Raw genomic sequence first — 22370 nt, 5'->3', positions numbered from 1 at the left:
GGAAGAAGAAGTAAGGGAAATGTTGTCTATTGTTTAGTTGTCAAGGCTGTCAAAAGTCTAGATGGCGATGTCTGGTGGCGATGCGCTTGGGGGACACACCCGTACCCATCCCGAACACGATGGTTAAGCCCTAAGCGGCCGATGGTACTGCACTGGAGACGGTGTGGAAGAGCAGGTGGCCGCCAGACTTAAAAAGTTAAAAGTTATTCTGATAATTAGTTTTACCAGTGATTAGAGGTTTGGATGGGAAGCATCTAAGTTTCTAATGACTGATAAAGCGTAAAAGCAAGAAAGCATTCAGTCAACATGTACCTTGAAAACCGCATACAAGAAATATGATAAGAGAAATATCTTAATCAAGACATCCGAGGTAATTGTTATTAGCAGAGTAACATCTGGTTATGTAATGATGATTACATCCAATTCGAGAAAACGAATCAAAAAAACAACCTATGAAACCAACGCCGATAACGCTATATCGGTGAGGACTTACGGGACATCCCGTTTCCGCAAGTCAGTTGGTCATGCTAGAAAGAGCGTATGGTGGATGCCTTGGCACTAAGAGCCGATGAAAGACGTGATAAGCTGCGAAAAGCTTCGGGGAGGAGCAAATATCCTACGATCCGGAGATGTCTGAATGGGGAAACCCACTTGAGGGAACCTCAAGTATCCTTAACCCAATCCATAAGTTAAGGAAGGGAACCCGGTGAACTGAAACATCTAAGTAGCCGGAGGAAGAGAAAGAAATATCGATTCCCAAAGTAGCGGCGAGCGAAATGGGAAGAGCCCAAACCGGGATGCGTGCATCCCGGGGTTCGGACCGCAAATTTGATTCAGAAGTCTTAGCAGAATGGTTTTGGGAAAGCCAGCCAGAGAGGGTGAAAGCCCCGTAAGCGAAAAGACGGATGACATGGCGGAATCCAGAGTACCACGAGACACGTGGAACCTTGTGGGAAGATGCGGGGACCACCCCGTAAGGCTAAATACTCCTTAGTGACCGATAGCGCATAGTACTGTGAAGGAACGGTGAAAAGAACCCCGGGAGGGGAGTGAAACAGAACCTGAAACCATATGTTTACAAGCTGTGGAACATCCGTATGAGATGAACCGCGTACTTTTTGTAGAACGGTCCGGCGAGTTGCGCCGGCTGGCGAGGTTAAGCCCCGAAGGGGTGGAGCCGAAGGGAAACCAAGTCTTAACAGGGCCAGAGTCAGTCGGAGCAGACCCGAAACCGGGTGACCTATCCATGTCCAGGATGAAGCTGCCGTAAAAGGCAATGGAGGTCCGAACCCACATCCGTTGAAAAGGGTGGGGATGAGGTGTGGATAGGGGAGAAATTCCAATCGAACCCGGAGATAGCTGGTTCTCCTCGAAATAGCTTTAGGGCTAGCCTCATACAAGTCTAGCGGAGGTAGAGCACTGAATTTCCTAGGGGGCGTCAAAGCTTACCGAAGAATATCAAACTCCGAATGCCGCCAAGATGGTGTATGGGAGTCAGACTGCACGAGATAAGTTGGGTAGTCAAAAGGGAAAGAGCCCAGACCTACAGCTAAGGCCCCAAAATGTGTGTTAAGTGGAAAAGGATGTGGGATTTCAGAGACAACTAGGATGTTGGCTTAGAAGCAGCCATACATTCAAAGAGTGCGTAATAGCTCACTAGTCGAGAGGTCCTGCGCCGAAAATGTCCGGGGCTGAAACACACTGCCGAAGCTTAGGAATCAGAAATGATTGGTAGAGGAGCATTGGATACTGGAAGAAGCAGTACCGGAAGGAGCTGTGGACGGTATCGAAGAGAGAATGCCGGAATGAGTAGCGAGAGGAAGGTGGGAATCCTTCCGGCCGAATATCCAAGGATTCCAGGGTAAAGCTGATCTGCCCTGGGGAAGTCGGGGCCTAAGGCGAGGCAGAGATGCGTAGTCGATGGATAACAGGTTGAAATTCCTGTACCACAATCCAACAGAACTGTGGGGACACACGTGGAAAGCATGAGCCGGGAATGAAGAGACCGGTGCAAGCGAGGTAGGGGGTATACTGGCAAATCCGTATATCAACCCGAAGACGTGATGCGGACCGAAGTAAGAGTAGGGAAGCATGTGAGCCATGTGTCAAGAAAAGCCGCTATTGTTTGGGTTGTGCCCGTACCGTAAACCGACACAGGTGGATGAGGAGAGAATCCTAAGGCCGACGGGAGAAGCATTGTCAAGGAACTCGGCAAAATGACCCCGTAACTTCGGGAGAAGGGGTGCCAGGGAGACCTGGCCGCAGAGAATAGGCCCAAGCAACTGTTTAGCAAAAACACAGGTCTGTGCGAAACCGAAAGGTGAAGTATACGGGCTGACGCCTGCCCGGTGCTGGAAGGTTAAGAGGAGAGGTTAGCGAAAGCGAAGCCTTGAATTGAAGCCCCAGTAAACGGCGGCCGTAACTATAACGGTCCTAAGGTAGCGAAATTCCTTGTCGGGTAAGTTCCGACCCGCACGAAAGGCGTAATGATTTGGGCACTGTCTCGACAATGCACCCGGTGAAATTGAAGTACCAGTGAAGATGCTGGTTACCCGCGCCAGGACGGAAAGACCCCATGGAGCTTTACTCCAGCTTGATACTGGGATTCGGTATTGCATGTACAGGATAGGCGGGAGGCAAGGAAGTGGTGACGCCAGTTGCCATGGAGCCGCTGTTGGGATACCACCCTTGCAGTATTGGATTTCTAACCAACAGCCGTGACCCGGCTGGGGGACAATGTCAGGTGGGGAGTTTGACTGGGGCGGTCGCCTCCGAAAGGGTATCGGAGGCGCTCAAAGGTTCCCTCAGAATGGTTGGAAACCATTCGGAGAGCGCAAAGGCAGAAGGGAGCTTGACTGCGACACCGACGGGTGGGGCAGGTACGAAAGTAGGACTTAGTGATCCGGTGGTAGAAAGTGGGATTGCCATCGCTCAACGGATAAAAGCTACCCTGGGGATAACAGGCTTATCACTCCCAAGAGTTCACATCGACGGAGTGGTTTGGCACCTCGATGTCGGCTCATCGCATCCTGGGGCTGAAGTAGGTCCCAAGGGTTGGGCTGTTCGCCCATTAAAGCGGTACGCGAGCTGGGTTCAGAACGTCGTGAGACAGTTCGGTCCCTATCCGGCGCGGGCGAAGGATATTTGAGAGGAGCTGTCCTTAGTACGAGAGGACCGGGATGGACTGGCCGCTGGTGGATCTGTTGGCTAATCAAGGCCATGGCAGAGTAGCCAAGCCGGGAGGGGATAAACGCTGAAGGCATCTAAGCGTGAAGCCCCCCTCAAGATGAGATATCCCTGCGTAGAGCAGTAAGACCCCTTGAAGACGACAAGGTAGATAGGGCGGAGGTGGAAGTGCAGTAATGTATGGAGCTGACCGCAACTAATCGGTCGAGGGCATGACCAAAGGTGGATAGGTATAAGAAAAAGATGGATGATAAGAGAAAGTTTAGTTAAGATTTCTTGTATGCAGTTTTGAGGGTACATAATATAATATGTCAGAAAAAAAGTGATTGATAGGATTCAGTCACTTTTTTGCTTTACATGAATTTTTTATGCGCAGACCCGTGCAAAGGAATTCTATGATATCGTTAGTCTAATATAGAAAGAAGGGATTGGGTGCTTAGGATTGCAATCTGTGATGACGAAAAATATGATAGGGACAGAATTCAAGCCCTGCTTTTGGAATATCTTGAAACGCATAATCTCAATGCATCCATAGATTTATTCTCATCCGGTAAGGAATTTCTTTCAGAAAGGGACAATCTTGTGAAATATGATATCGTGTTCCTGGATATCAATATGGAAGAAATAGACGGTATCCAGACGGCTCAGGAGATGCGCAGCTTTCAGTCTGATACTTGTATTGTACTTGTGACTGCATTTATCAATTATGTGCTGGAAGGCTATAAAGTAGGGGCTGTCCGTTACATCATGAAGGATGCCCTTGATGTACAGATAAAGGAGTGCATGGATGCAATCATTCAGAAGATGCAGTTTCGGGAGATCACGTTTCCCTTTCTGGAAGGCGACAGGACGTTGTATACGGACAATATCCTCTACGTAGAGAGCCGGAAGCATAAATGCATATTTTCCTGCATGGAGAGGGAAAACGTGACCTATCAGTTGTACGGCAAACTTGATCAAATTGAAATTAAGTTAGAAAGATATGGATTTCTTAGGATACATAAAAGTTTCCTTGTAAACATGAAGCATGTGAAAAGAATTAGCAATTACATTGCCGTGATGGACAGCGGGGATGAATTCCCGGTGTCACGTCTCAGGTTTACAAAAGCCCGTGAATCCTTTGTTGCATATAAGGGAGCGATGTAGCAAAGCTCGAATCATATATAGAAGCAGAATCTATAAAGAGGATGGATAGGAACGATGTGGATGGAAAGAATTATGAGATGCCTTGCGCTTAGTTTCCTGAATGGAATCAACTGTAGCCATTTCTTTGGAACATTGCTGTCACGGAAACGACGGACAGATGGGATGGTATGTCCTGCAGCTGTGGCATTTGTTGCGGAACAACTACCTACCTTTGCATTTATGGCAGGATTCTTGGTGATTTCATTTACAGAAGCTCCAGGCTATCTGTTACAGCCAATTCGAGTAATGATAATCCTCGGTGTAATCATCCAGATTTTTTATCAAGCAGGAATCGGAAAAACCTTCCTCTTTACTGTATTCTGGTGTGCAATATACTGGACACTGAATCTACTGGCAGTTTCAGTTGTATATGCCATGCCCCAGCATTACAAAACATTACAGGGAATATCGGATTATTTCTGCGGTATTCTGTTTTTGTGCCTTTCCCTGCTTTTTCACCATAGATGCAAAGGCTGGTCGGAAGGATGGGAAGAAACAGGCTTACGCCGTTTTGCATGGCTTCCGGTGTTGAGCCTTGTCGTGTCAACGCTTTTGAGCATAACGGTTTGGTATACGGATTCGCTGGATAAGGCAGGCGTCGTAGTGGTAGCAGCCGGATATAGTATTCTTAACGTCTTGATTTTCTATTTTATCGGAAATATCCTTGAGAAAGAAGCAAAGATACGCAGAGTACAGGTCACACAGATTCGGATGCAGAACCAGATAGAGATGGTGGAGAATATTCAGAAAAATGATATGCGCTATCGCCGGTATCTGCATGATTATAAGAATCAGCTGGGATGTATTCAAGGCATGTTGAAAGACGGACTTACAGAAGAAGCGATTTGTTACATCGAAGAATTGAATGGGAGTATCCGAAAAGGTGAGGATTCTGTCAATACGAATCATCCGGTAGTGAACACTGTGTTGAATCAGAAATACCTGCATGCTCAGGAGAAAGGAATTACTCTGGTAATGGCAGTGAATGATTTGTCCGGGCTAACGATGGGCAGGGAAGAGATTGTCACGCTGCTTGTGAACCTGCTGGACAATGCAATTGAAGCTTGTGAGAAGCTGGATAGGAATCGGCTGATACAATTTAAAATGATGCTGGAAGACGGGGAGTTAACCCTCTCCGTGCGCAATCCGGTGAAAGAGCCGGTTACAGTCAAGGGTAAGCGGATTCGTACTACAAAGGAGGATAAGAACAGTCACGGATTTGGAATGTTAAATATTAACAACGTGATTGAGAAAAACCATGGGACGAGTTTTCTGGAATGCCGGGACGGGTGGTTTTATTTTTCTGCCGTGATACCGGGAGTTAAAAAAAAGCTGGTCAAAAATCACGCTTCTTAGGGAATGAGTGGGATTTTTACATAAAAAGAAAGAGAGGATAAACTATGAGATTCAGAGAGTTAGGGAAGACAGGTTTAAGGGTCAGTGAAATCGGGCTTGGCGGAGAATGGCTGGAACGCCACAATACGGAAGAGGTAAAGGCAGTCGTTGACGCTTGTGAGAAAGAGGGGATTAATATTCTGGACTGTTGGATGTCCGAGCCGAACGTCCGCTCTAATATTGGCCTTGCGCTGAAAGGCCGGCGGGAAAAATGGATGATTCAGGGACATATTGGTTCTATCTGGGAAAACGGCCAATATGTCCGGTCAAGGGATTTGATGAAAGTGAAGCCGGCTTTTGAAGATTTGCTGGCGCGTCTTCAAACGGACTATATAGACTTGGGAATGATTCATTTTATTGATACTGCAGAAGAGTTCGATCGGGTAGTGAAGGGTGAATTTATGGATTATGTAAGGCAGTTGAAAGCAGAAGGGAAGATTCGCCACATCGGCATGAGCACCCATAACCCTGAGACTGCCAGGATGGCGGCGGAAGATGGCGAGATTGAGATGATTCTGTTCAGCATTAATCCGGCATTTGACATGATGCCGCCTGTGACGGACTTAGAGGAGTATTTTGCAGAAAAATATGATGAAAATCTTGGGGGAATCGCCCCGGAGCGGGAGGAACTGTATAAACTCTGTGAGCAGAAGCAAGTGGGAATCACAGTCATGAAAGGATATGCAGGAGGACGCTTGTTCCATGCAAAGACTTCGCCTTTTGGGGTGGCGCTGACGCCGGTACAGTGCCTCCACTATGCGCTGACCCGTCCGGCGGTGGCTTCTGTGATGGTGGGATTCGACAATCCCCGGCATGTAGACGAAGCCGTGGCATATGAGACGGCTTCGGAACAGGACAAGGATTATGCCAGTGTCCTTGCGGCGGCGCCTAGCCATGCATTTGCCACGGGCCAGTGTACCTATTGCGGTCATTGCGCGCCTTGCCCGTCTAAGATTGATATTGCGATGGTGAATAAATTATATGACCTTGCTGTGATGCAGGAAGAGATTCCAGGAACGGTACGCGCCCACTATGGGGAGCTTTTGGCAAATGCATCCGACTGCATCGGATGTAAAGGCTGTGAGGACAGATGTCCGTTCCATGTGCCGATTGCAGAGAGGATGCAGAAAACGAAAGAATTATTTGGATAGTGTGCTGACCGTCTTTTTGTGCCATCTGGCCGTCGATTTCTGCCTTGTGGGTTGCAAATATTCCTGTATGTTTATAGGATGTAAGCAGAACAAGGAGAAATGGAGGGCCAGACATGAAATTATTCAGAAACTGCAAAAACTATATGGGAAGGAGCCGTGGGAAGGGAATCTATGCAATTCTTGCGGCTATGGTTCTTGTTACTGCCTGTGCGGGAAGGACGAAGGCTTTAGGGACGGATTCCCCGCAGGAAGCGGTTGAATCTGTGATGCAATCGATCAAGGAATTGGACTTGGAAACCTTTAATGCATATACGGACAATTACGAGGGAATGAGCTGGAATTTTATTGGTTTTTGGGTGGAAAAGGAGTATAAAGTTTTTCAGGATTTATTGCAGCCACGTATATTTGGGAGCAAACGGTACGAAGAAAAGCATAGGTTTGCAGAAAAGACCGTGGAAGGGCTGACATGGGAGATTGGCAAGGCCGAGGAGAAAGAAGGAGGCAGGAAAGCTACGCTTGAGCTGACGCTGACGAATAAGGATATAGGGGAGGCTATAGAGCGTTATACGATGTGGGTCATGGAGGACGCTGTGAATGACGCAGGATTTGGCGTTGTTCCTCTGGTAAAGAATCTTTCGATTGCCATAAATGAGTGTGACGACGATTTGATTCGGTTCATCGATGAGACAGAAGAAATGAGGACGGTACATGTTACGGTGACGGCATATGAGGAAGGCGGCAAGTGGAAAGTGCATCTTACGGATGAATTCATCAATGCATTTATGGGAGATATAGATTCAGAAGAGTGATATATAAGCAATCGGGGAGAGCGGAATTAAGTGATAAAGATATAGGGGGAGAGACTGAACAGGGTTGTCAGGAAATGAGCGTAATGAGCGTGCGTTTTCTGACAACCCTGTTTGTGTTGTATTTTAGATGAGTCTCGTATTATTACATCATTTACTGAAAAGAGCGGGGAATTTTATATAGTAAGCTATTGAATAAAGGAGGAAGGAGGATAAGCTGAAACAGTTTTATTCAGTGATATGTTTTATCTGGATATAGATAGTTTGCTATGGATTTATGAAAGCCATGTGTTGTAATAGATATTATAAATAAATATAGATATTGATTATAATTATCAATTTAACTTTTGCAGAATTTTATGCTAAAGTATCTCTTGGACGCCATCATATACTGTAATATGTGGCAGGTAATTTTATGCAGTTTAGGAGAAAATTATGTCAAAAAAACAAAAAGATTATGTGGACAGCACTCAGCTTGCCAACCTAACGAGACAGCAGCTTCGTGAATTGGAGGAAAAAGAAAAGACTACATGGCAGAAGGTTTTGGATTGGATTATTATGATTCTGCCGTTGTTCTGCGGCGCAGTGGCAGTTTTGGAATATTGGATGGTTCCAAACGGAAGCCCCAACGATCATCCGTATACATATGTGGGGTTTCTTGCCGTATTAATTGGCGCATATCTGATTTACTTTCTCTTTTCTGTGGCGAAAAAACTGAGGGGAGACAAAACCGGGCTGGACACGCTCCGCTATCGGGCGCCGCTTTTTTCAGCGTTGTTCTTACTGCTTGCAGGCTATGATTATCTGACGCTGAAAACAGGTATCCTGACACAGCCGTTTGTTCCGTGTATGAACTACATTATCAATATCGCATGGATTGACCGTGCATACCTGTTGGAATGTACATTGCATACGCTGCGTCTTCTGTTCCTTGGATATTTCATCGGGATTGCCCTTGGCCTGGTCACGGGAATCACCTGCGGATACTCAGAGCGAGTGCGTTACTGGGTCAACCCTGTCATCAAATTTCTGGGACCTATCCCGACTTCCACCTGGATTCCGATCGTAATGGTAGTTGCAACGTCCCTGTTTAAAGGAGCGGTGTTCATCATTGCATTGGGGTCATGGTTTGCCGTGACAGTTGCATCCATGACAGGGATATCCAATGTGGACAAGGACTTTTTCGATGCCGCAAGGACGCTGGGAGCGAATTCAAGGCAGTTGGTGTTCCGGGTTGCGATTCCTCATGCGATGCCCTCCATTCTTCAGGGCTGTACCCAGGCCATGAGTTCCGCATGCGTGGCAATCATGATTGCCGAGATGATGGGTGTAAAAGCAGGGCTTGGATGGTACATGAACTGGGCAAAATCATGGGCGGCTTATGATAAGATGTTCGCAGCGCTGTTTGTAATCTGTTTTATATTTACAATCGTTACGAAGGCGTTAGATCTAATCAAGAAGCGTGTATTAAGATGGCAGAATGGAGTTGTGAAATAGATGGCAGAGAAGAAGGTTACGTTAGAGATTAAGAATGTATCGAAGAGTTTTGCAAAAGTAGAGAATGACGAAGTTACCCACGCGCTGAACGAGATTGATTTAACTCTGGAAAGCGGTGAGTTCGTCAGTCTGGTAGGCCCTTCCGGCTGTGGAAAGTCCACCATTCTCCGCCTGGTCGCAGGCCTGATTACGCCGACTACCGGGAAACTGACCGTAGACGGGAAGGAGATTACGGAACCGTCTCCGGAAAGAGGCATGATGTTCCAGAAGTCTACATTATTTCCATGGCTTACGGTTGAAAAAAATATAGCGTTCAGTCTGAAGATGCAGGGAAAGTTAAAAGGAAATGAAGATAAGGTGGAACGTCTCTTGAAGGTCATTGGACTGGAAGCGTTCCGCAATGATTACCCGGGGCAGCTGTCCGGCGGTATGGCACAGAGGGTTGCACTGATGCGTTCGCTGATTAATGAGCCGGATATCCTGCTTCTGGACGAGCCGCTGGGGGCGCTGGATGCATTTACACGTATGAATATGCAGGATGAGATTTTGAAAATCTGGCAGGCAAAAGGACAGCTTGCGCTCATGGTGACTCATGATGTGGATGAGGCGGTCTACATGGGAACCCGTGTCATTGTCATGGACGCAAACCCGGGACGCGTAGTGGCGGATATCAAGATTACCGAAGGATACCCGAGAGACCGTTCTTCGGCGGCATTTGTTGAGTACCGGAATGAGATTCTGAACCGCCTGCATTTCGGCGGAAGAGGGTAATTTTATCTTTTTGTTCCAGTAAATCAACACGGAATAATGTTTCCGCAATGATTTTTATGGATAAATATTTTAAGAAAAAAGGAGAAAAAGTACTATGAAATGGATGGATGTCAAACGTCTGGCAGCAGCGGCAATGGCTGCGGCTATGACGGTATCATTGGCTGCCTGCGGGACACCGGGAGAGCCGGCAAGTAAGGATGATTCAGCAAAGACTGAGAGCAAAAGCGAAAGCAAGAGCGACGATGGAGCAAAAGCTGACGTAGAACGTCCGGAGGCAGTTTCTGAGGAAGACTGGGAGGCTATGCAGAAAGAGCCGGTGTTTGGCACGGAGATTCACTACCTGTTTAACGGCGGCGCTTGTGTGTCTGCGAAATATATGGCGGAAGTGCAGGGATACTATGAAGAATATGGGATCAATGCTACCTATATGGAAGGTGACTCAGTTGTGACTACTGTCGGTACTGGCCAGTGTTTGTGGGGGACAGATCACATTGCGACTATGCTTGTACCCGTAACCAACGGGGTAGACATGACCTTCGTTGCAGGGGCGCATATCGGCTGTAAGTCCATTTTCGTCAATGCTGACAGCGATATTAAGACGGTGGAAGACTTAAAGGGCAAGAAGATTGCAATCCATGACGGTATCGGAAATTCTGACCAGAATATTACATATCGTCTTCTGGACGAGTACGGTGTTGACCCGACGAAGGATGTAGAGTATCTTGATATTGCCGACAGTGCGGCTACGGTAGCGGCACTGGAAAGCGGTGAGGTTGACGCTTCGATTTTCTCAGATTACTTCGTACTTGCAAATTATCCGGAAGATATGCGTATGATCTGTTCCATTACCTATAGCCCGGAATTTCAGGACGAGCCATGCTGTGTAACAGCGATGAATAACAAGTTCATCGAGGAGAATCCGGTACATGCAAAATATGTGGTAATGGCGATTAAGCGCGCCGGCGAGTACAGCCGTCTGAATTCTGAGGAGGCGGTTCAGGCAATGTATGATACGGATAAGATGACCGGAGAGAAAGACGATCAGATGGTATTCTGGGATTCCCTTCATTTTGGGCTGTCTGACGCATTTACCGAGAGGGCGCTGAAAGAAATCGCGGAAGACTATATCCGTCTTGGAATCATCACAGAGAAGGACATGACGGCGGACGATGTAATGGAACTGGCTTGGACGCCGGTTTGCCCGGATGAAGAGATTGAAGGGCTGACAGTCGGCGATCCTGTGGAGCCGGAAAATGCAACTGTTCCTGTAAAGCAGAAAGAGAATCCGGTTGTGTCTGAGAAGTTTGGATTATCAAAATAAATGATCAAAATAATAGATAAAAATACCCGGGGTGCGGTCAGATAAGACTGCGCCCTGTTTGCTATTGCGCAAAAAGGGGACGTATATTTTCCTATGTGAAACTTGCCGTTGTATGATATGATAAATACATCGGCAAGAAATATGAGGAGAAGTGAGCATAAAGATGGAAAAGATTACATATGAATGGGTGAAATCAGGGAGAAGGACGCTTGCAATCCAAATCAGGGCAGACGGCTGTGTAGTCGTGCGTACCCCTTATTCCGTATCCCGTACACAGGTGGAGAAGTTCTTAGAGGAGCGGATGGACTGGATTGCCAGGAACCAGAGAAAGCTGAAAGAAGCGCAGGGGCAGAAGACCGTAATTACAGAGGCAATGCGCAAGGCGGGCGTGGAGAAAGCGAGGGAGATATTCCCGCAGCGTGTGGAATATTATGCCCGTATGATGGGAGTTTCCTACGGCAGGATTACGATTCGGGAGCAGAAGACACGATGGGGGAGCTGCAGCGGCAAGGGAAATCTGAATTTTAACTGGAAACTTACGCTGATGCCTCCGGAAATACTAGATTACGTGGTTGTGCATGAACTGGCACACAGGAAAGAGATGAACCATTCCAGGGATTTCTGGAAAATCGTAGAACAAGTCTTGCCGGATTACCAGGAACGCAGAAAACGTCTTCATGAATTCTCGGCTGCATTTTAAAGAATCTCGCAGGGGATGGCTGGTGAGTGAGAAAGGATGGGATAACAGTTGGAAAAGAAACCATATTTTCCATTATTCATAAATATATCAAAGAAAAGAATTGTTGTAATCGGCGGCGGAAAGATTGCGGCACGAAGAATCGAAGCCCTTCTGGAATTTTCAGATAATATTAGTGTTGTTGCCCCCGAGGTTACGGAGAGGCTGCGGCAGTTAAGCAAGAAAAAGCAAATTCAATGGATTCCTGACGCCTACCATGAGAGCGTCCTTGCTCATGCGGATTTGGTGCTGGCGGCGACCAATGACGCTGACTGCAACATGCGTGTCGTGGAAGACTGCAAGGCGAAGAATATTCCTGTCAATACTTCTCATAAGAAAGAACTGTGCGACTTCTATTTCCCGGGAATCCTCTGTCAGGAGAATCTGGTGATGGGATTCTGCTCGGGTGGGACGGATCACCGGAAGGTGCGGGAAATCAGGGAAAAAGTGGAGCAGATATTAAAGGAAGATTGCTCGTGAAATAGCGAACAAAGGTGTCAGAAAATTAACACAATTTAATGTCGTAATTTGTAGATTTTTGAAAATTATTATGTAAAAATAAAATTTAGTGGATATGGTTACATAAGTTACAAAAATATAATGATCAAGGGAGGTATAACACGAATGCTTTCTAACAAATCTACGGTTCAGTTTAATGGTACAAAGGAACAGGAGAAAGAACTGTTAGCCGTGATTCACGAGCTGAAGGATGAGAAGGGCGCTTTGATGCCGATTATGCAGAAAGCGCAGGATATCTATGGATATCTGCCTTATGAGGTCCAGAAGATGATTTCCGATGAGACGGGGATACCATTGGAGAAGATTTATGGAGTCGCTACATTTTATTCACAGTTCAACTTGAATCCTAAGGGGAGATACCGTATATCCGTCTGTCTTGGGACAGCCTGTTATGTCAAAGGCTCCGGAGATATTTACAACAAATTAATGGAAAAGCTGGGGATTGTCGGAGGCGAATGTACGCCTGATGGGAAATTTTCCCTGGATGCCTGCCGATGTGTGGGCGCATGCGGGCTGGCGCCGGTCATGATGGTCAACGACGAGGTGTATGGACGGCTCACAGTGGACGATATCGACGACATTCTGGCGAAGTATGAGTAAGGGAGGAATAAGGATAGAATGAAATCTCTGGAAGAATTAAAAGCGATAAGAGAAAGAAATCAGGGGGCTATCGGCATCCGTTCTGGGAATCAGGCTCACGAAGAAGGCACGAAATACCGTACACATGTCCTTGTATGCGGCGGAACAGGCTGTACTTCCTCGGGCAGCCAGAAGATCCGGGAGAGGTTAGTAGAAGAAATTAAGAAAAACGGTCTGGAAGACGAAGTCGGCGTGGTAAAGACAGGATGTTTTGGCCTGTGTGCATTAGGGCCGATTATGATTGTATATCCGGAAGGCGCGTTCTATGCCATGGTAAAGGAAGAGGATATCCCGGAGATTGTGTCCGAGCATTTATTAAAAGGGAATGTGGTAGAGCGTCTGTTGTATGACGAGACGGTCAAGGGGAATAACGAGATTCTGCCTTTGCAGGAGACCCAGTTCTATAAGAAACAGCACAGGGTGGCGCTGCGCAACTGTGGAGTCATCAACCCGGAGAATATTGAAGAGTACATCGGCACAAGGGGATATGAGGCCCTTGGCACGGTGCTGACGACAAAGAAGCCGGAGGAGGTCATCCAGATCATTCTGGACAGCGGGCTTCGCGGGCGCGGCGGCGCAGGTTTCCCCACCGGGTTAAAATGGAAGTTCGCGGCGGCGAATCAGGCGGAGCAGAAGTATGTGTGCTGTAACGCCGACGAAGGAGACCCGGGCGCATTTATGGACCGTTCCGTGCTGGAAGGCGATCCTCACGTAGTATTAGAGGCAATGGCAATCGCCGGCTATGCCATCGGCGCATCCCAGGGGTATATCTATGTCCGTGCCGAGTACCCTATCGCTGTAGAGCGTCTCAATATTGCTATTGGGCAGGCGAGAGAGTATGGACTGCTGGGAAAGGATATTTTCGGCACAGGATTTGATTTTGACATTGAGCTTCGTCTGGGTGCAGGCGCGTTTGTCTGCGGGGAAGAGACTGCGCTTATGACGTCCATCGAAGGCAACAGAGGAGAACCCCGTCCCCGTCCGCCGTTCCCGGCGCTGAAAGGATTATTTAGGAAGCCGACTATTTTGAACAACGTAGAGACGCTGGCGAACATTCCGCAGATTATCCTGAACGGTGCAGGCTGGTTTGCGGATATGGGAACAGAGAAGTCCAAGGGAACGAAAGTATTTGCCCTTGGCGGTAAAGTAAAGAATACGGGGCTCGTAGAGATTCCCATGGGGACTACGCTGCGTGAGATTGTAGAAGAGATAGGCGGCGGCATCCCGGGCGGCAAGAAGTTCAAGGCAGCCCAGACCGGAGGGCCATCCGGAGGATGTATCCCGGCCGAGCATTTTGACGTGCCGATTGATTATGACAACCTGATAGCCATCGGTTCCATGATGGGTTCCGGCGGATTGATTGTCATGGATGAAGATACCTGTATGGTGGATATTGCGAAGTTTTTCCTGGAATTTACGGTAGACGAATCCTGTGGGAAATGTACGCCGTGCCGTATCGGAACCCGGCGTATGTTGGAAATCCTGGAGAAGATTACCAATGGACAGGGAACCATGGAAGACTTGGATAAGCTGGAAGATTTGGCGGCACATTTGAAGTCCAATTCTCTGTGCGCACTGGGGCAGACGGCGCCGAACCCGGTACTTTCCACCCTGCGTTACTTTAAAGATGAATATATAGCACATATTGTTGACAAGAAGTGTCCGGCAGGCGTATGTAAAGCCCTTCTCTCTTATAAGATTGACGCGGACAAATGTAAAGGCTGTACCCTGTGTGCAAGGACTTGTCCGAACGATGCGATTACAGGCTCCGTGAGAGAACCCCATATGATTAATCAGGACAAGTGCGTAAAATGCGGCGCATGTATGGAAAAATGCCGTTTCGGCGCGATTTATAAAGAGTAATGGAGGATGGAGAATATGGAAAATATAAATCTTAAAATCAACGGTCTTGACGTATCCGCTCCTTTTGGCTCTACAATCCTTGAAGCAGCGCATCTTGCAGGAATCCGGATACCGACGCTTTGTTATTTAAAAGAAATCAATGAAATCGGCGCATGCCGTATGTGCGTCGTAGAAGTAAAGGGTGCAAGGAATTTGGTGGCCGCATGCGTACATCCGGTCAACGAGGGGATGGAAGTATACACCAACACACCGAACCTGATTGAGTCCAGGAAGAAGACTTTGCAGCTCCTTTTGTCCAATCACGATAAGAAATGCCTTTCATGCGTAAGGAGCGGAAACTGTGAATTGCAGCAGTTATGTCATGAGTATGGTGTGGAGGATGAGGATTTCTATGAGGGCGAGATGAACCATTATGAGCTGGACGATTCCGCCGCCCATATGATTCGGGACAATAATAAATGTATCTTGTGCCGCCGTTGTGTGGCTGTCTGTGAGAAGACACAGGGAATCGGCGTAATCGGACCGAATAACCGGGGATTTGCGACGATGATTGGTTCTGCGTTCGAGATGGGGCTTGGGGAAACAAGCTGTGTATCCTGCGGCCAGTGTATCGCGGTCTGTCCGACGGGCGCACTTTATGAGAAGGATTATACGAAGCAGATTATCGAAGCCATTGCAGACCCAGAGAAATATGTGGTGGTGCAGACAGCGCCTTCTGTCCGCGCAGGGCTTGGAGAGGAGTTCGGTTATCCCATGGGAACCGATGTGGAAGGCAAGATGGCGGCGGCATTGCGCAGAATCGGATTCGACAAGGTATTCGATACGGACTGGGCGGCAGACCTTACCATTATGGAAGAAGCGAACGAGCTGATAGACCGGGTTAAGAACGGCGGCGTACTGCCCATGATTACCTCCTGTTCGCCGGGATGGATCAAATATTGCGAGCATTATTTCCCGGATATGACGGAGAATCTCTCAACCTGTAAGTCGCCGCAGCAGATGTTCGGCGCCATGCTCAAAACCTACTTTGCCGAGAAGGAAGGGATCGACCCTAAGAAAATCGTGTCTGTCAGCGTAATGCCTTGTACGGCAAAGAAGTTCGAGATTGGAAGGGAAGACCAGAGCGCTGCCGGAGTACCGGATGTGGATATTGCAATCACCACAAGGGAGCTTGCGCGGCTGATTAAGCGGTGCGGGATTGAGTTCACGGCGCTGCCGGAGGAAGGATTTGATAATCCGATGGGCGAGTCTACTGGCGCGGGCGTCATCTTCGGGGCGACGGGAGGCGTGATGGAAGCGGCCCTGCGTACGGCTGTGGAGACGCTGACTGGTGAGGAGCTTGCGAATCTGGAGTTCACGGATGTGCGCGGGACGGAAGAAATCAAGGAGGCATCCTACCATGTGGCAGGCATGGATGTGAAGGTTGCCGTTGCGTCCGGGCTTGGCAATGCGGCAGAGCTGCTTAGAAGAGTGAAGGCTGGCGAGGCAGAGTATCATTTCATCGAAATCATGGGATGTCCGGGCGGATGTGTGAACGGCGGCGGACAGCCGCAGGTATCCGGCGATGTCCGTAACTTTACGGATGTGCGGGGCATCCGGGCGGGTGTGCTGTACCGCAGCGATGCAGCGAAGACGATACGTAAGTCACATGAGAATCCGGAGATTAAGAAGCTCTATGAGGAGTATCTGGGAGCGCCGGGAAGTCATAAGGCACATGAGACACTGCATACCAGTTATGTGAAACGGTCTGTGAATTAATATAGATTGCAGATATTAGGGATAGCGCCTTGCTTTTGCCGAAGCAGAGGCGCTATTTCTTGCTTTATAGGAAATTTCGAGTTTTTGTAAGAACTGACCATTACCATAAAACGCGAAATGCGGTATAATATTTTGCAGACGGAGGTGGTCAGGATGATTTACAGACCTATGTATGTGGATAAGATAATGGCTTATGTAAATACGCCGTTTGTGAAGATACTCACAGGAGTACGGCGCTGCGGGAAGTCTACAATTTTGAAAATGATTATGGAAAAGCTGAGCTTGCAAATTATGTCCGTTTGGGAGGATTTCCTGCTCAGTACAGAATATTAAAATTAATTACAAGAACGCTCGTTTGCATTGGCAGACGGGCGTTTTTTGCGTGCAATCCAACCATACAGGTATCAATACGGCGATAAATATTTATTGCAATAGAAATTTTCTATAAATAGCTCTATTCATAGAAAATGTGCGAAGTTTACAAAATTAAATCTTTTGTTTGTATAGGAATGACGATGAAAAATATGTCGAAAAAGTTAAAATAATAACGTATGAAATACAAATTCTAAAAAAGAGTCTGGAGAAGATGAGATGTTTAAAGTAAGTTATTTTTTAGAAGTTCTCCCTGTAATCGCAAGCAAGGTCAACGTCACATTTGAACTGACCATCGTGGCGACCATATTTGCGCTGTTAGTGGGAGTCATCATCGCCATCATCGGCTATTACAAGATTCCGGCATTGTATCAGTTTACCCGGGTGTATGTATCCATTATGAGAGGAACCCCGATTGTGGCACAGCTGTATTTTTTCTATTATGGAGTGGCCCTTTACAGTGCATTTGTGCGCGACATGACTCCTCTGATTGCGGTTGCGGTAGTCATGAGCCTGAACATGGGGGCATTCATGTCTGAGAGTATCAGAGGCGCGCTGCTTTCCGTGGACGAAGGGCAGAAAGAAGCCGCTTATTCTCTGGGAATGACGAACCTTCAGCTGGTATGGCGGATTATCATTCCGCAGGCAGTCCGTGTGGCGCTTCCGCCATTGTTCAATGATATTATCAACCTGATCAAACAGACGTCCCTGGCGTTCATGCTTGGCGTGCCGGATATCATGGGAGCCGCGAAGATTGAGGGCGCAAGGACTTTCCGGTACTTTGAAATCTATGCGGCAGTCATGCTCATCTACTGGGTAATTATTTTTATCCTTGGATTAGTACATAAGCTTCTGGAGAAGAAGTGTGCGACGATGTATTAAGCGGGATCTTAACTGGGAAGCCGGCAGAATCTGCAAGGCGTCCTATTTAAGATAGATTAAATCGAAAAGAGGAGAAGAAGAATTATGAAGAGACGTTTGATAGCAGCTTTATTAGTGACAGCCATGGCAATGACAATGGCAGCAGGATGCGGGAACAGTGGTTCCGGTGATTCTGGAAAGGATGAGGCTAAGACAGAATCTGAAGGGACGGCAGATGATGCAGACGAAGGCTCTGATGCTGATTCTGATACCGGATATTCAGACCGGAAAGTTACCCTCGTGACATCAGGGACAGGAGAGCCGTACACCCTTCTGGCAGATGATGGGACATGGACAGGGATTGACGCCGAGATGTGGGCTGAGATAGAAGAGCGTACCGGATGGGAAGTGGAGGTAAAACAGGCGGCATTTGACGCCATGTGGGGAGAACTTGATACGGCCCGGGCAGACGTAGTGGCCAACTGTACTGCTGTGAAGCCGGAGAGAGAAGAAAAGTACAATGCAACGATTCCCTATTATGGAGACGCCCAGTGTGTCATCGTCAATGACAGCAGCAGCTATAAGACGGTAGAGGACTTGAAGGGCAAGGTAGTCGGATGTACGAACGGACAGGCGGCGCAGACGATTATTGAGGATCTCGGAGCGGAGATTGGATTTGAAGTGAAGCTTTATGAAGACAGCGCGGTGGGTATGAATGACTTAATGCTTGAACGAATTGACGCTTATGCCAATACCACGACCAATGTAAATGCATTTTCCCACAATAATGGCGAGGCTGACTTCCGTTTCTTCGAGGAGAATCTGTTGGCGAACAATGTAGCATATTTCCTGCCAAAGACGGACGAAGGCGCAGAGCTTAAAGAAGAACTGGACAAAGTGATTCAGGAAATGTTAGATGACGGAACCATCGGCAAAATCACGGAGAAGTGGATGTTTGCGGATATGACAGAATTGATTCAAAAATAATATAAAGTCAGGAAGATTGGGAAAATTATGGGAACAGAGACACAACTGGTAAAGATTGAACATCTCTATAAAGAGTTTGATGCAGATACGAAGGTTCTGACGGATATCAGCCTTACGATTAACAAGAATGAGGTAATTGCCATACTCGGGCCTTCCGGGACCGGGAAATCTACGCTGCTTCGCTGCCTGAACTATCTGACTGTGCCGACGAAGGGGCTGATCACCATCGGAGATGTTACGGTGGACGCGGAGCGCCATACGAAAAAGGAGGTCATAGAGCTCCGCAGGCATTCTTCCATGGTTTTTCAAGGGTATAACCTCTTCAAGAACAAGACGGCTCTTGAGAATGTCATGGAGGCTCTGACGGTAGTCCAGAAAAAGCCGAAAGCCGAGGCGGAAAAGACGGCTCTTGAGCTGCTTGAAAAGGTGGGGATGGGAGAGAGAAAGGATTTTTATCCGTCCAAATTATCCGGCGGACAGCAGCAGCGGGTAGGGATTGCAAGAGCTTTGGCTGTGAACCCTAATGTGGTTTTGTTCGACGAGCCGACGTCTGCATTGGATCCGGAGCTGGTGGGCGAAGTGCTGAATACCATCAAATCTTTGGCAGAAGACGGGACGACTATGATACTTGTAACCCACGAGATTGGATTTGCCAGAGAGGTTGCGACCCGGATCTTATTCATGGACGGCGGGCGCATTGCGGCAGACGGGACGCCGGAGGAGATCATTGACCATCCGGAGAATCCCAGGCTTAAACAGTTCCTGAATTTTGTGAATCGTAAATAGTATGGAAGGACTGTCGGGAAATGGCAAGGATGGCGTTTCCCGATGGTTCTTTTTGTGTAGAAAGGGCAGGAAGACATGGAAACAGGTGAACAGAAAAATGTAATCGAAAAGATTAAGAAGACGGCGGGAGAGTTAGAGCCAAAGCTGACAGCGATCAGGCGTGAACTCCATCAGTATCCGGAGCTTGGCGTGGATCTTCCCAAGACGCATGAAATCATCAGCCGGGAACTCCGAAAGATACCGGGACTTGAGGTACAGGAGCATAAGGCCGGAGGCTTTGGGATTGTTGCCGTCATGCGGGGGAAAAGGAGCGGAGGGAAGACAGTCCTTCTGAGAGCGGATATAGATGCGCTCCCTATTGAGGAAAAGGGAGAATGGGGATATAAGTCTAAGAATCCGGGCGGTATGCATGCGTGCGGCCATGACGGGCACGCTGCCTGGCTGATTGGCGCAGCGATGCTCCTGTCAGAGATCCAGGAGGAATGGGGCGGCTGTATCAAGTTTGTGTTCCAGCCAGGAGAGGAGGTGGGGAAAGGGGCAGATACCTTAATCTGTGAAGACAAAGTGCTGGAGGCTCCGGATGTTGACATGGCATTTGCCGCCCACGGCTGGCCTTCCATCGAGAGCGGCAGGATTGGGATTGCCAGAAGGTATGCATTTGGTTGTGTGGGGTCATTCCGGGTGAAGATTACCGGAAAAAAAGGACATGCGTCCTGGCCGGAGCAGACCATTGACCCGATTGCTGCTGCGGGGGAGATCTACCAGCATATTCCTGCAATCCTGACGAGGAAGATTGGGGGTACGGCGTCAAAGGTGATGTCTGTGACTTATATGCAGGCAGGGGACCCAAAAGTGCGCAATGTGATCCCGGAGACCTGTGAGTTTGGCGGCACCATGAGGGCGGCCAGACGGGAGACGCTGGAGATCATGGGCAGGGAATTGAAGCAGGAGGCAAAGGCTGTGTGCAGCGTTTACGGGGCTTCCTGTGAGGTAGATGTGCAGTTTCACGGCGGCGCGGTGGAGAATGCACAGAGCCTCCTTAATGGAGTCAGAAATGCTGCTTCGCAGATTCTCGGACAGGGCCAGGCGTATATGATTGAAGAGGATAATCTTGGAGGAGAGAATTTTGCAGAGTATAGTGCGAGGGTACCGTCTGTGTATCTGTTTATCGGAATCCGGCCTGCAGGCGAGAAGGAGATTCCGGGACTTCACAGCCCGGATTACCGGTTTGATGACCGGGTGCTGGGAAAAGCTGCGGGAGTATTCGCGACAATCGGATATTATGGCTGTATGGGGAAGCTATAGAGTTTAGGTATAGACAATCTCTATAATTGGCGGCTAAGAGGGGGAAAATCTATTTGACAGATACAATTTTCTAGGAAATAATATTCATATGGGGTGGATGAATATGTTTGCGATTGAGAATTGTTACAGAATTATATTTGAAGCAATGCTCGAAGATTCTATATTTATGTGCATCGCGGAGAGGATTGAGGAGTATACGAAAGCAGGAGTAGCATTTGCGGCAGGGACAGGGAAAGTTCTTGCCTGTTCCTGTATGTGTGAAAAGTTGTTCCCTGTGTCTGCCGGGAGGGGGCATCTTACTTTTGAGGATTATATGGCTGTCTGTGACAGAAAGGAAGTGGATGGCAGCCGTGTATGCGTCACTCCTGTATATGGAGGGAAGATGGCGATTGGCTTTGTCATCCTGATTTTTGAAGAGAAGGAGGAAGAAGCAGCCTTTTATGAGTTAGGAGGGATTCTGGCGCAGAATATGAAGCGGTATTTCGAGGAGGAGCAGAAGCAGTATCTGTTCTGCCAGCCGCTTAAAGAGCATATGGCCGGATGGGTTCTTTTTGAAGAGGACGCCTCGGGGGTTATTAAGGAGTATGGTTTCCCTGAGGGGAATTATCTTGTTGTTTTATTCTGTAAAGACGGCGGCCGTGTACAGGAGAAGATGGCTGCTTTGCGGGCAGTATGGAATTGTCTGTACATTTACGAAAAAAGCCGGGAGGTGTATGTATTGCTGTACCATTTGAAGGAGCAGGATGCTTTTTCTGTTTATGGGGCAATGGAGGCGGAAAAGTGCGGCTGCTGTGTCAGCGAGGTTTTTTCGGATATCTGCCTGTGCAGGGAAAAGAAGAAGATTTTACAGAGAATGGCATGGGTTAAGGATTCCCGGGAAAGTGCTGTGGTGCGCAGGGAAAAGGAATGGTCTATGCGGGGAATGTACACGTATACGACCTCTCTGATTGAGAAGGCGGGGCTTAGGGACTATTCGGTTGAGCGGCTGCTTTTGGAGGATGAGAGAAACCATACGGAATTGTATCATACATTAAAGACTTATCTGCTTTGTGAGAATAATGTCACGGCTGCGGCGAAGAGGCTGCATATTCATAGGAATACGTTGGTTTACCGGCTGAAGCAGATTAAAGAGTGTATTGACGTGGATATGAATGATTTCGAGGTATCCAGAGAACTGCTGGCATTTATCATGATGTATGATATTGCAGGGCAAAGGTTAAGGAGTTAGGATA

18 protein-coding genes and 2 rRNA genes are annotated in these 22370 nt (G+C 47.9%); all 20 read left to right on the top strand.

All coding sequences use genetic code 11. The features are described from left to right. The first annotated feature begins 70 nt into the window (after window positions 1-70). The 20 genes from rrf (at window position 71) to AC6I3O_RS18450 (ending at window position 22366) form a co-directional block, all read left to right on the top strand. Window positions 71-188 (top strand): 5S ribosomal RNA (gene rrf, locus AC6I3O_RS18545). Window positions 189-520: 332 nt separating this feature from the next. Further along, window positions 521-3406: ribosomal RNA gene (locus tag AC6I3O_RS18540) — 23S ribosomal RNA — on the top strand. 212 nt (window positions 3407-3618) lie between these two features. Further along, window positions 3619-4332 carry a LytR/AlgR family response regulator transcription factor gene (locus tag AC6I3O_RS18535; RefSeq protein WP_497852116.1) on the top strand — a complete coding sequence of 238 codons (714 nt, stop codon included), beginning with the start codon at window positions 3619-3621 and terminating at the stop codon, window positions 4330-4332. Window positions 4333-4392: 60 nt separating this feature from the next. Next, entirely contained in the window at window positions 4393-5727 is a 1335-nt protein-coding gene (locus AC6I3O_RS18530; protein WP_497852115.1) for a sensor histidine kinase, read from the top strand. A gap of 44 nt (window positions 5728-5771) precedes the next feature. Beyond that, window positions 5772-6917, top strand: coding sequence for an aldo/keto reductase (locus AC6I3O_RS18525; protein WP_497852114.1), 1146 nt, complete (start codon window positions 5772-5774; stop codon window positions 6915-6917). Between the two features lie 113 nt (window positions 6918-7030). Further along, window positions 7031-7726: a hypothetical protein gene (locus AC6I3O_RS18520; RefSeq protein WP_497852113.1), complete on the top strand. Its 696-nt coding sequence runs from the start codon at window positions 7031-7033 to the stop codon at window positions 7724-7726. 432 nt (window positions 7727-8158) lie between these two features. After that, window positions 8159-9220, top strand: a complete 1062-nt coding sequence (locus tag AC6I3O_RS18515) for an ABC transporter permease (protein WP_497852112.1) — start codon at window positions 8159-8161, stop codon at window positions 9218-9220. After that, complete coding sequence (locus tag AC6I3O_RS18510; protein ID WP_497852111.1) at window positions 9221-9991, top strand: ABC transporter ATP-binding protein; 771 nt, start codon at window positions 9221-9223, stop codon at window positions 9989-9991. It abuts the gene before it with no gap. A gap of 94 nt (window positions 9992-10085) precedes the next feature. After that, window positions 10086-11312 (top strand): ABC transporter substrate-binding protein, encoded by a 1227-nt coding sequence (locus AC6I3O_RS18505; RefSeq protein WP_497852110.1) that lies wholly within the window; start codon window positions 10086-10088, stop codon window positions 11310-11312. A 163-nt stretch (window positions 11313-11475) separates the two neighbouring features. Beyond that, window positions 11476-12012, top strand: a complete 537-nt coding sequence (locus AC6I3O_RS18500; protein ID WP_497852109.1) for a M48 family metallopeptidase — start codon at window positions 11476-11478, stop codon at window positions 12010-12012. Window positions 12013-12060: 48 nt separating this feature from the next. Then, on the top strand, window positions 12061-12528 hold the full coding sequence (locus AC6I3O_RS18495; protein ID WP_497852108.1) for a precorrin-2 dehydrogenase/sirohydrochlorin ferrochelatase family protein: 468 nt from the start codon (window positions 12061-12063) through the stop codon (window positions 12526-12528). Between the two features lie 144 nt (window positions 12529-12672). Then, complete coding sequence (gene nuoE, locus AC6I3O_RS18490) at window positions 12673-13167, top strand: NADH-quinone oxidoreductase subunit NuoE (RefSeq protein WP_497852107.1); 495 nt, start codon at window positions 12673-12675, stop codon at window positions 13165-13167. An 18-nt stretch (window positions 13168-13185) separates the two neighbouring features. Then, window positions 13186-15069: an NADH-quinone oxidoreductase subunit NuoF gene (gene nuoF, locus AC6I3O_RS18485; protein ID WP_497852106.1), complete on the top strand. Its 1884-nt coding sequence runs from the start codon at window positions 13186-13188 to the stop codon at window positions 15067-15069. 15 nt (window positions 15070-15084) lie between these two features. Beyond that, a complete protein-coding gene (locus tag AC6I3O_RS18480) occupies window positions 15085-16827 on the top strand; it encodes an NADH-dependent [FeFe] hydrogenase, group A6 (RefSeq protein ID WP_497852105.1) in 1743 nt (580 codons plus the stop codon). 153 nt (window positions 16828-16980) lie between these two features. Continuing rightward, window positions 16981-17160 (top strand): hypothetical protein, encoded by a 180-nt coding sequence (locus AC6I3O_RS18475; protein WP_497852104.1) that lies wholly within the window; start codon window positions 16981-16983, stop codon window positions 17158-17160. Between the two features lie 258 nt (window positions 17161-17418). After that, window positions 17419-18081 carry an amino acid ABC transporter permease gene (locus AC6I3O_RS18470; protein ID WP_497852103.1) on the top strand — a complete coding sequence of 221 codons (663 nt, stop codon included), beginning with the start codon at window positions 17419-17421 and terminating at the stop codon, window positions 18079-18081. An 84-nt stretch (window positions 18082-18165) separates the two neighbouring features. Beyond that, complete coding sequence (locus AC6I3O_RS18465; protein WP_497852102.1) at window positions 18166-19047, top strand: transporter substrate-binding domain-containing protein; 882 nt, start codon at window positions 18166-18168, stop codon at window positions 19045-19047. Between the two features lie 45 nt (window positions 19048-19092). After that, window positions 19093-19833: an amino acid ABC transporter ATP-binding protein gene (locus AC6I3O_RS18460; protein WP_497853519.1), complete on the top strand. Its 741-nt coding sequence runs from the start codon at window positions 19093-19095 to the stop codon at window positions 19831-19833. Between the two features lie 75 nt (window positions 19834-19908). Beyond that, window positions 19909-21138: a M20 metallopeptidase family protein gene (locus tag AC6I3O_RS18455; protein WP_497852101.1), complete on the top strand. Its 1230-nt coding sequence runs from the start codon at window positions 19909-19911 to the stop codon at window positions 21136-21138. An 88-nt stretch (window positions 21139-21226) separates the two neighbouring features. Further along, a complete protein-coding gene (locus tag AC6I3O_RS18450) occupies window positions 21227-22366 on the top strand; it encodes a helix-turn-helix domain-containing protein (RefSeq protein WP_497852100.1) in 1140 nt (379 codons plus the stop codon). The last annotated feature ends 4 nt before the right edge of the window (window positions 22367-22370 follow it).

The organism is Sporofaciens sp. St.21A7, assembly GCF_059728535.1.
This window is presented reverse-complemented; position numbering and strand designations above follow the sequence as displayed.

Bases quoted from the DNA above. Each gene is read 5' to 3' on its own strand.
- AC6I3O_RS18530 (WP_497852115.1), top strand. From the start codon at position 4,393: ATGGAAAGAATTATGAGATGCCTTGCGCTTAGTTTCCTGAATGGAATC.
- AC6I3O_RS18525 (WP_497852114.1), top strand. From the start codon at position 5,772: ATGAGATTCAGAGAGTTAGGGAAGACAGGTTTAAGGGTCAGTGAAATC.
- AC6I3O_RS18520 (WP_497852113.1), top strand. From the start codon at position 7,031: ATGAAATTATTCAGAAACTGCAAAAACTATATGGGAAGGAGCCGTGGG.
- AC6I3O_RS18515 (WP_497852112.1), top strand. From the start codon at position 8,159: ATGTCAAAAAAACAAAAAGATTATGTGGACAGCACTCAGCTTGCCAAC.
- AC6I3O_RS18510 (WP_497852111.1), top strand. From the start codon at position 9,221: ATGGCAGAGAAGAAGGTTACGTTAGAGATTAAGAATGTATCGAAGAGT.
- AC6I3O_RS18505 (WP_497852110.1), top strand. From the start codon at position 10,086: ATGAAATGGATGGATGTCAAACGTCTGGCAGCAGCGGCAATGGCTGCG.
- AC6I3O_RS18500 (WP_497852109.1), top strand. From the start codon at position 11,476: ATGGAAAAGATTACATATGAATGGGTGAAATCAGGGAGAAGGACGCTT.
- nuoE (WP_497852107.1), top strand. From the start codon at position 12,673: ATGCTTTCTAACAAATCTACGGTTCAGTTTAATGGTACAAAGGAACAG.
- nuoF (WP_497852106.1), top strand. From the start codon at position 13,186: ATGAAATCTCTGGAAGAATTAAAAGCGATAAGAGAAAGAAATCAGGGG.
- AC6I3O_RS18480 (WP_497852105.1), top strand. From the start codon at position 15,085: ATGGAAAATATAAATCTTAAAATCAACGGTCTTGACGTATCCGCTCCT.
- AC6I3O_RS18475 (WP_497852104.1), top strand. From the start codon at position 16,981: ATGATTTACAGACCTATGTATGTGGATAAGATAATGGCTTATGTAAAT.
- AC6I3O_RS18470 (WP_497852103.1), top strand. From the start codon at position 17,419: ATGTTTAAAGTAAGTTATTTTTTAGAAGTTCTCCCTGTAATCGCAAGC.
- AC6I3O_RS18465 (WP_497852102.1), top strand. From the start codon at position 18,166: ATGAAGAGACGTTTGATAGCAGCTTTATTAGTGACAGCCATGGCAATG.
- AC6I3O_RS18455 (WP_497852101.1), top strand. From the start codon at position 19,909: ATGGAAACAGGTGAACAGAAAAATGTAATCGAAAAGATTAAGAAGACG.
- AC6I3O_RS18450 (WP_497852100.1), top strand. From the start codon at position 21,227: ATGGGGTGGATGAATATGTTTGCGATTGAGAATTGTTACAGAATTATA.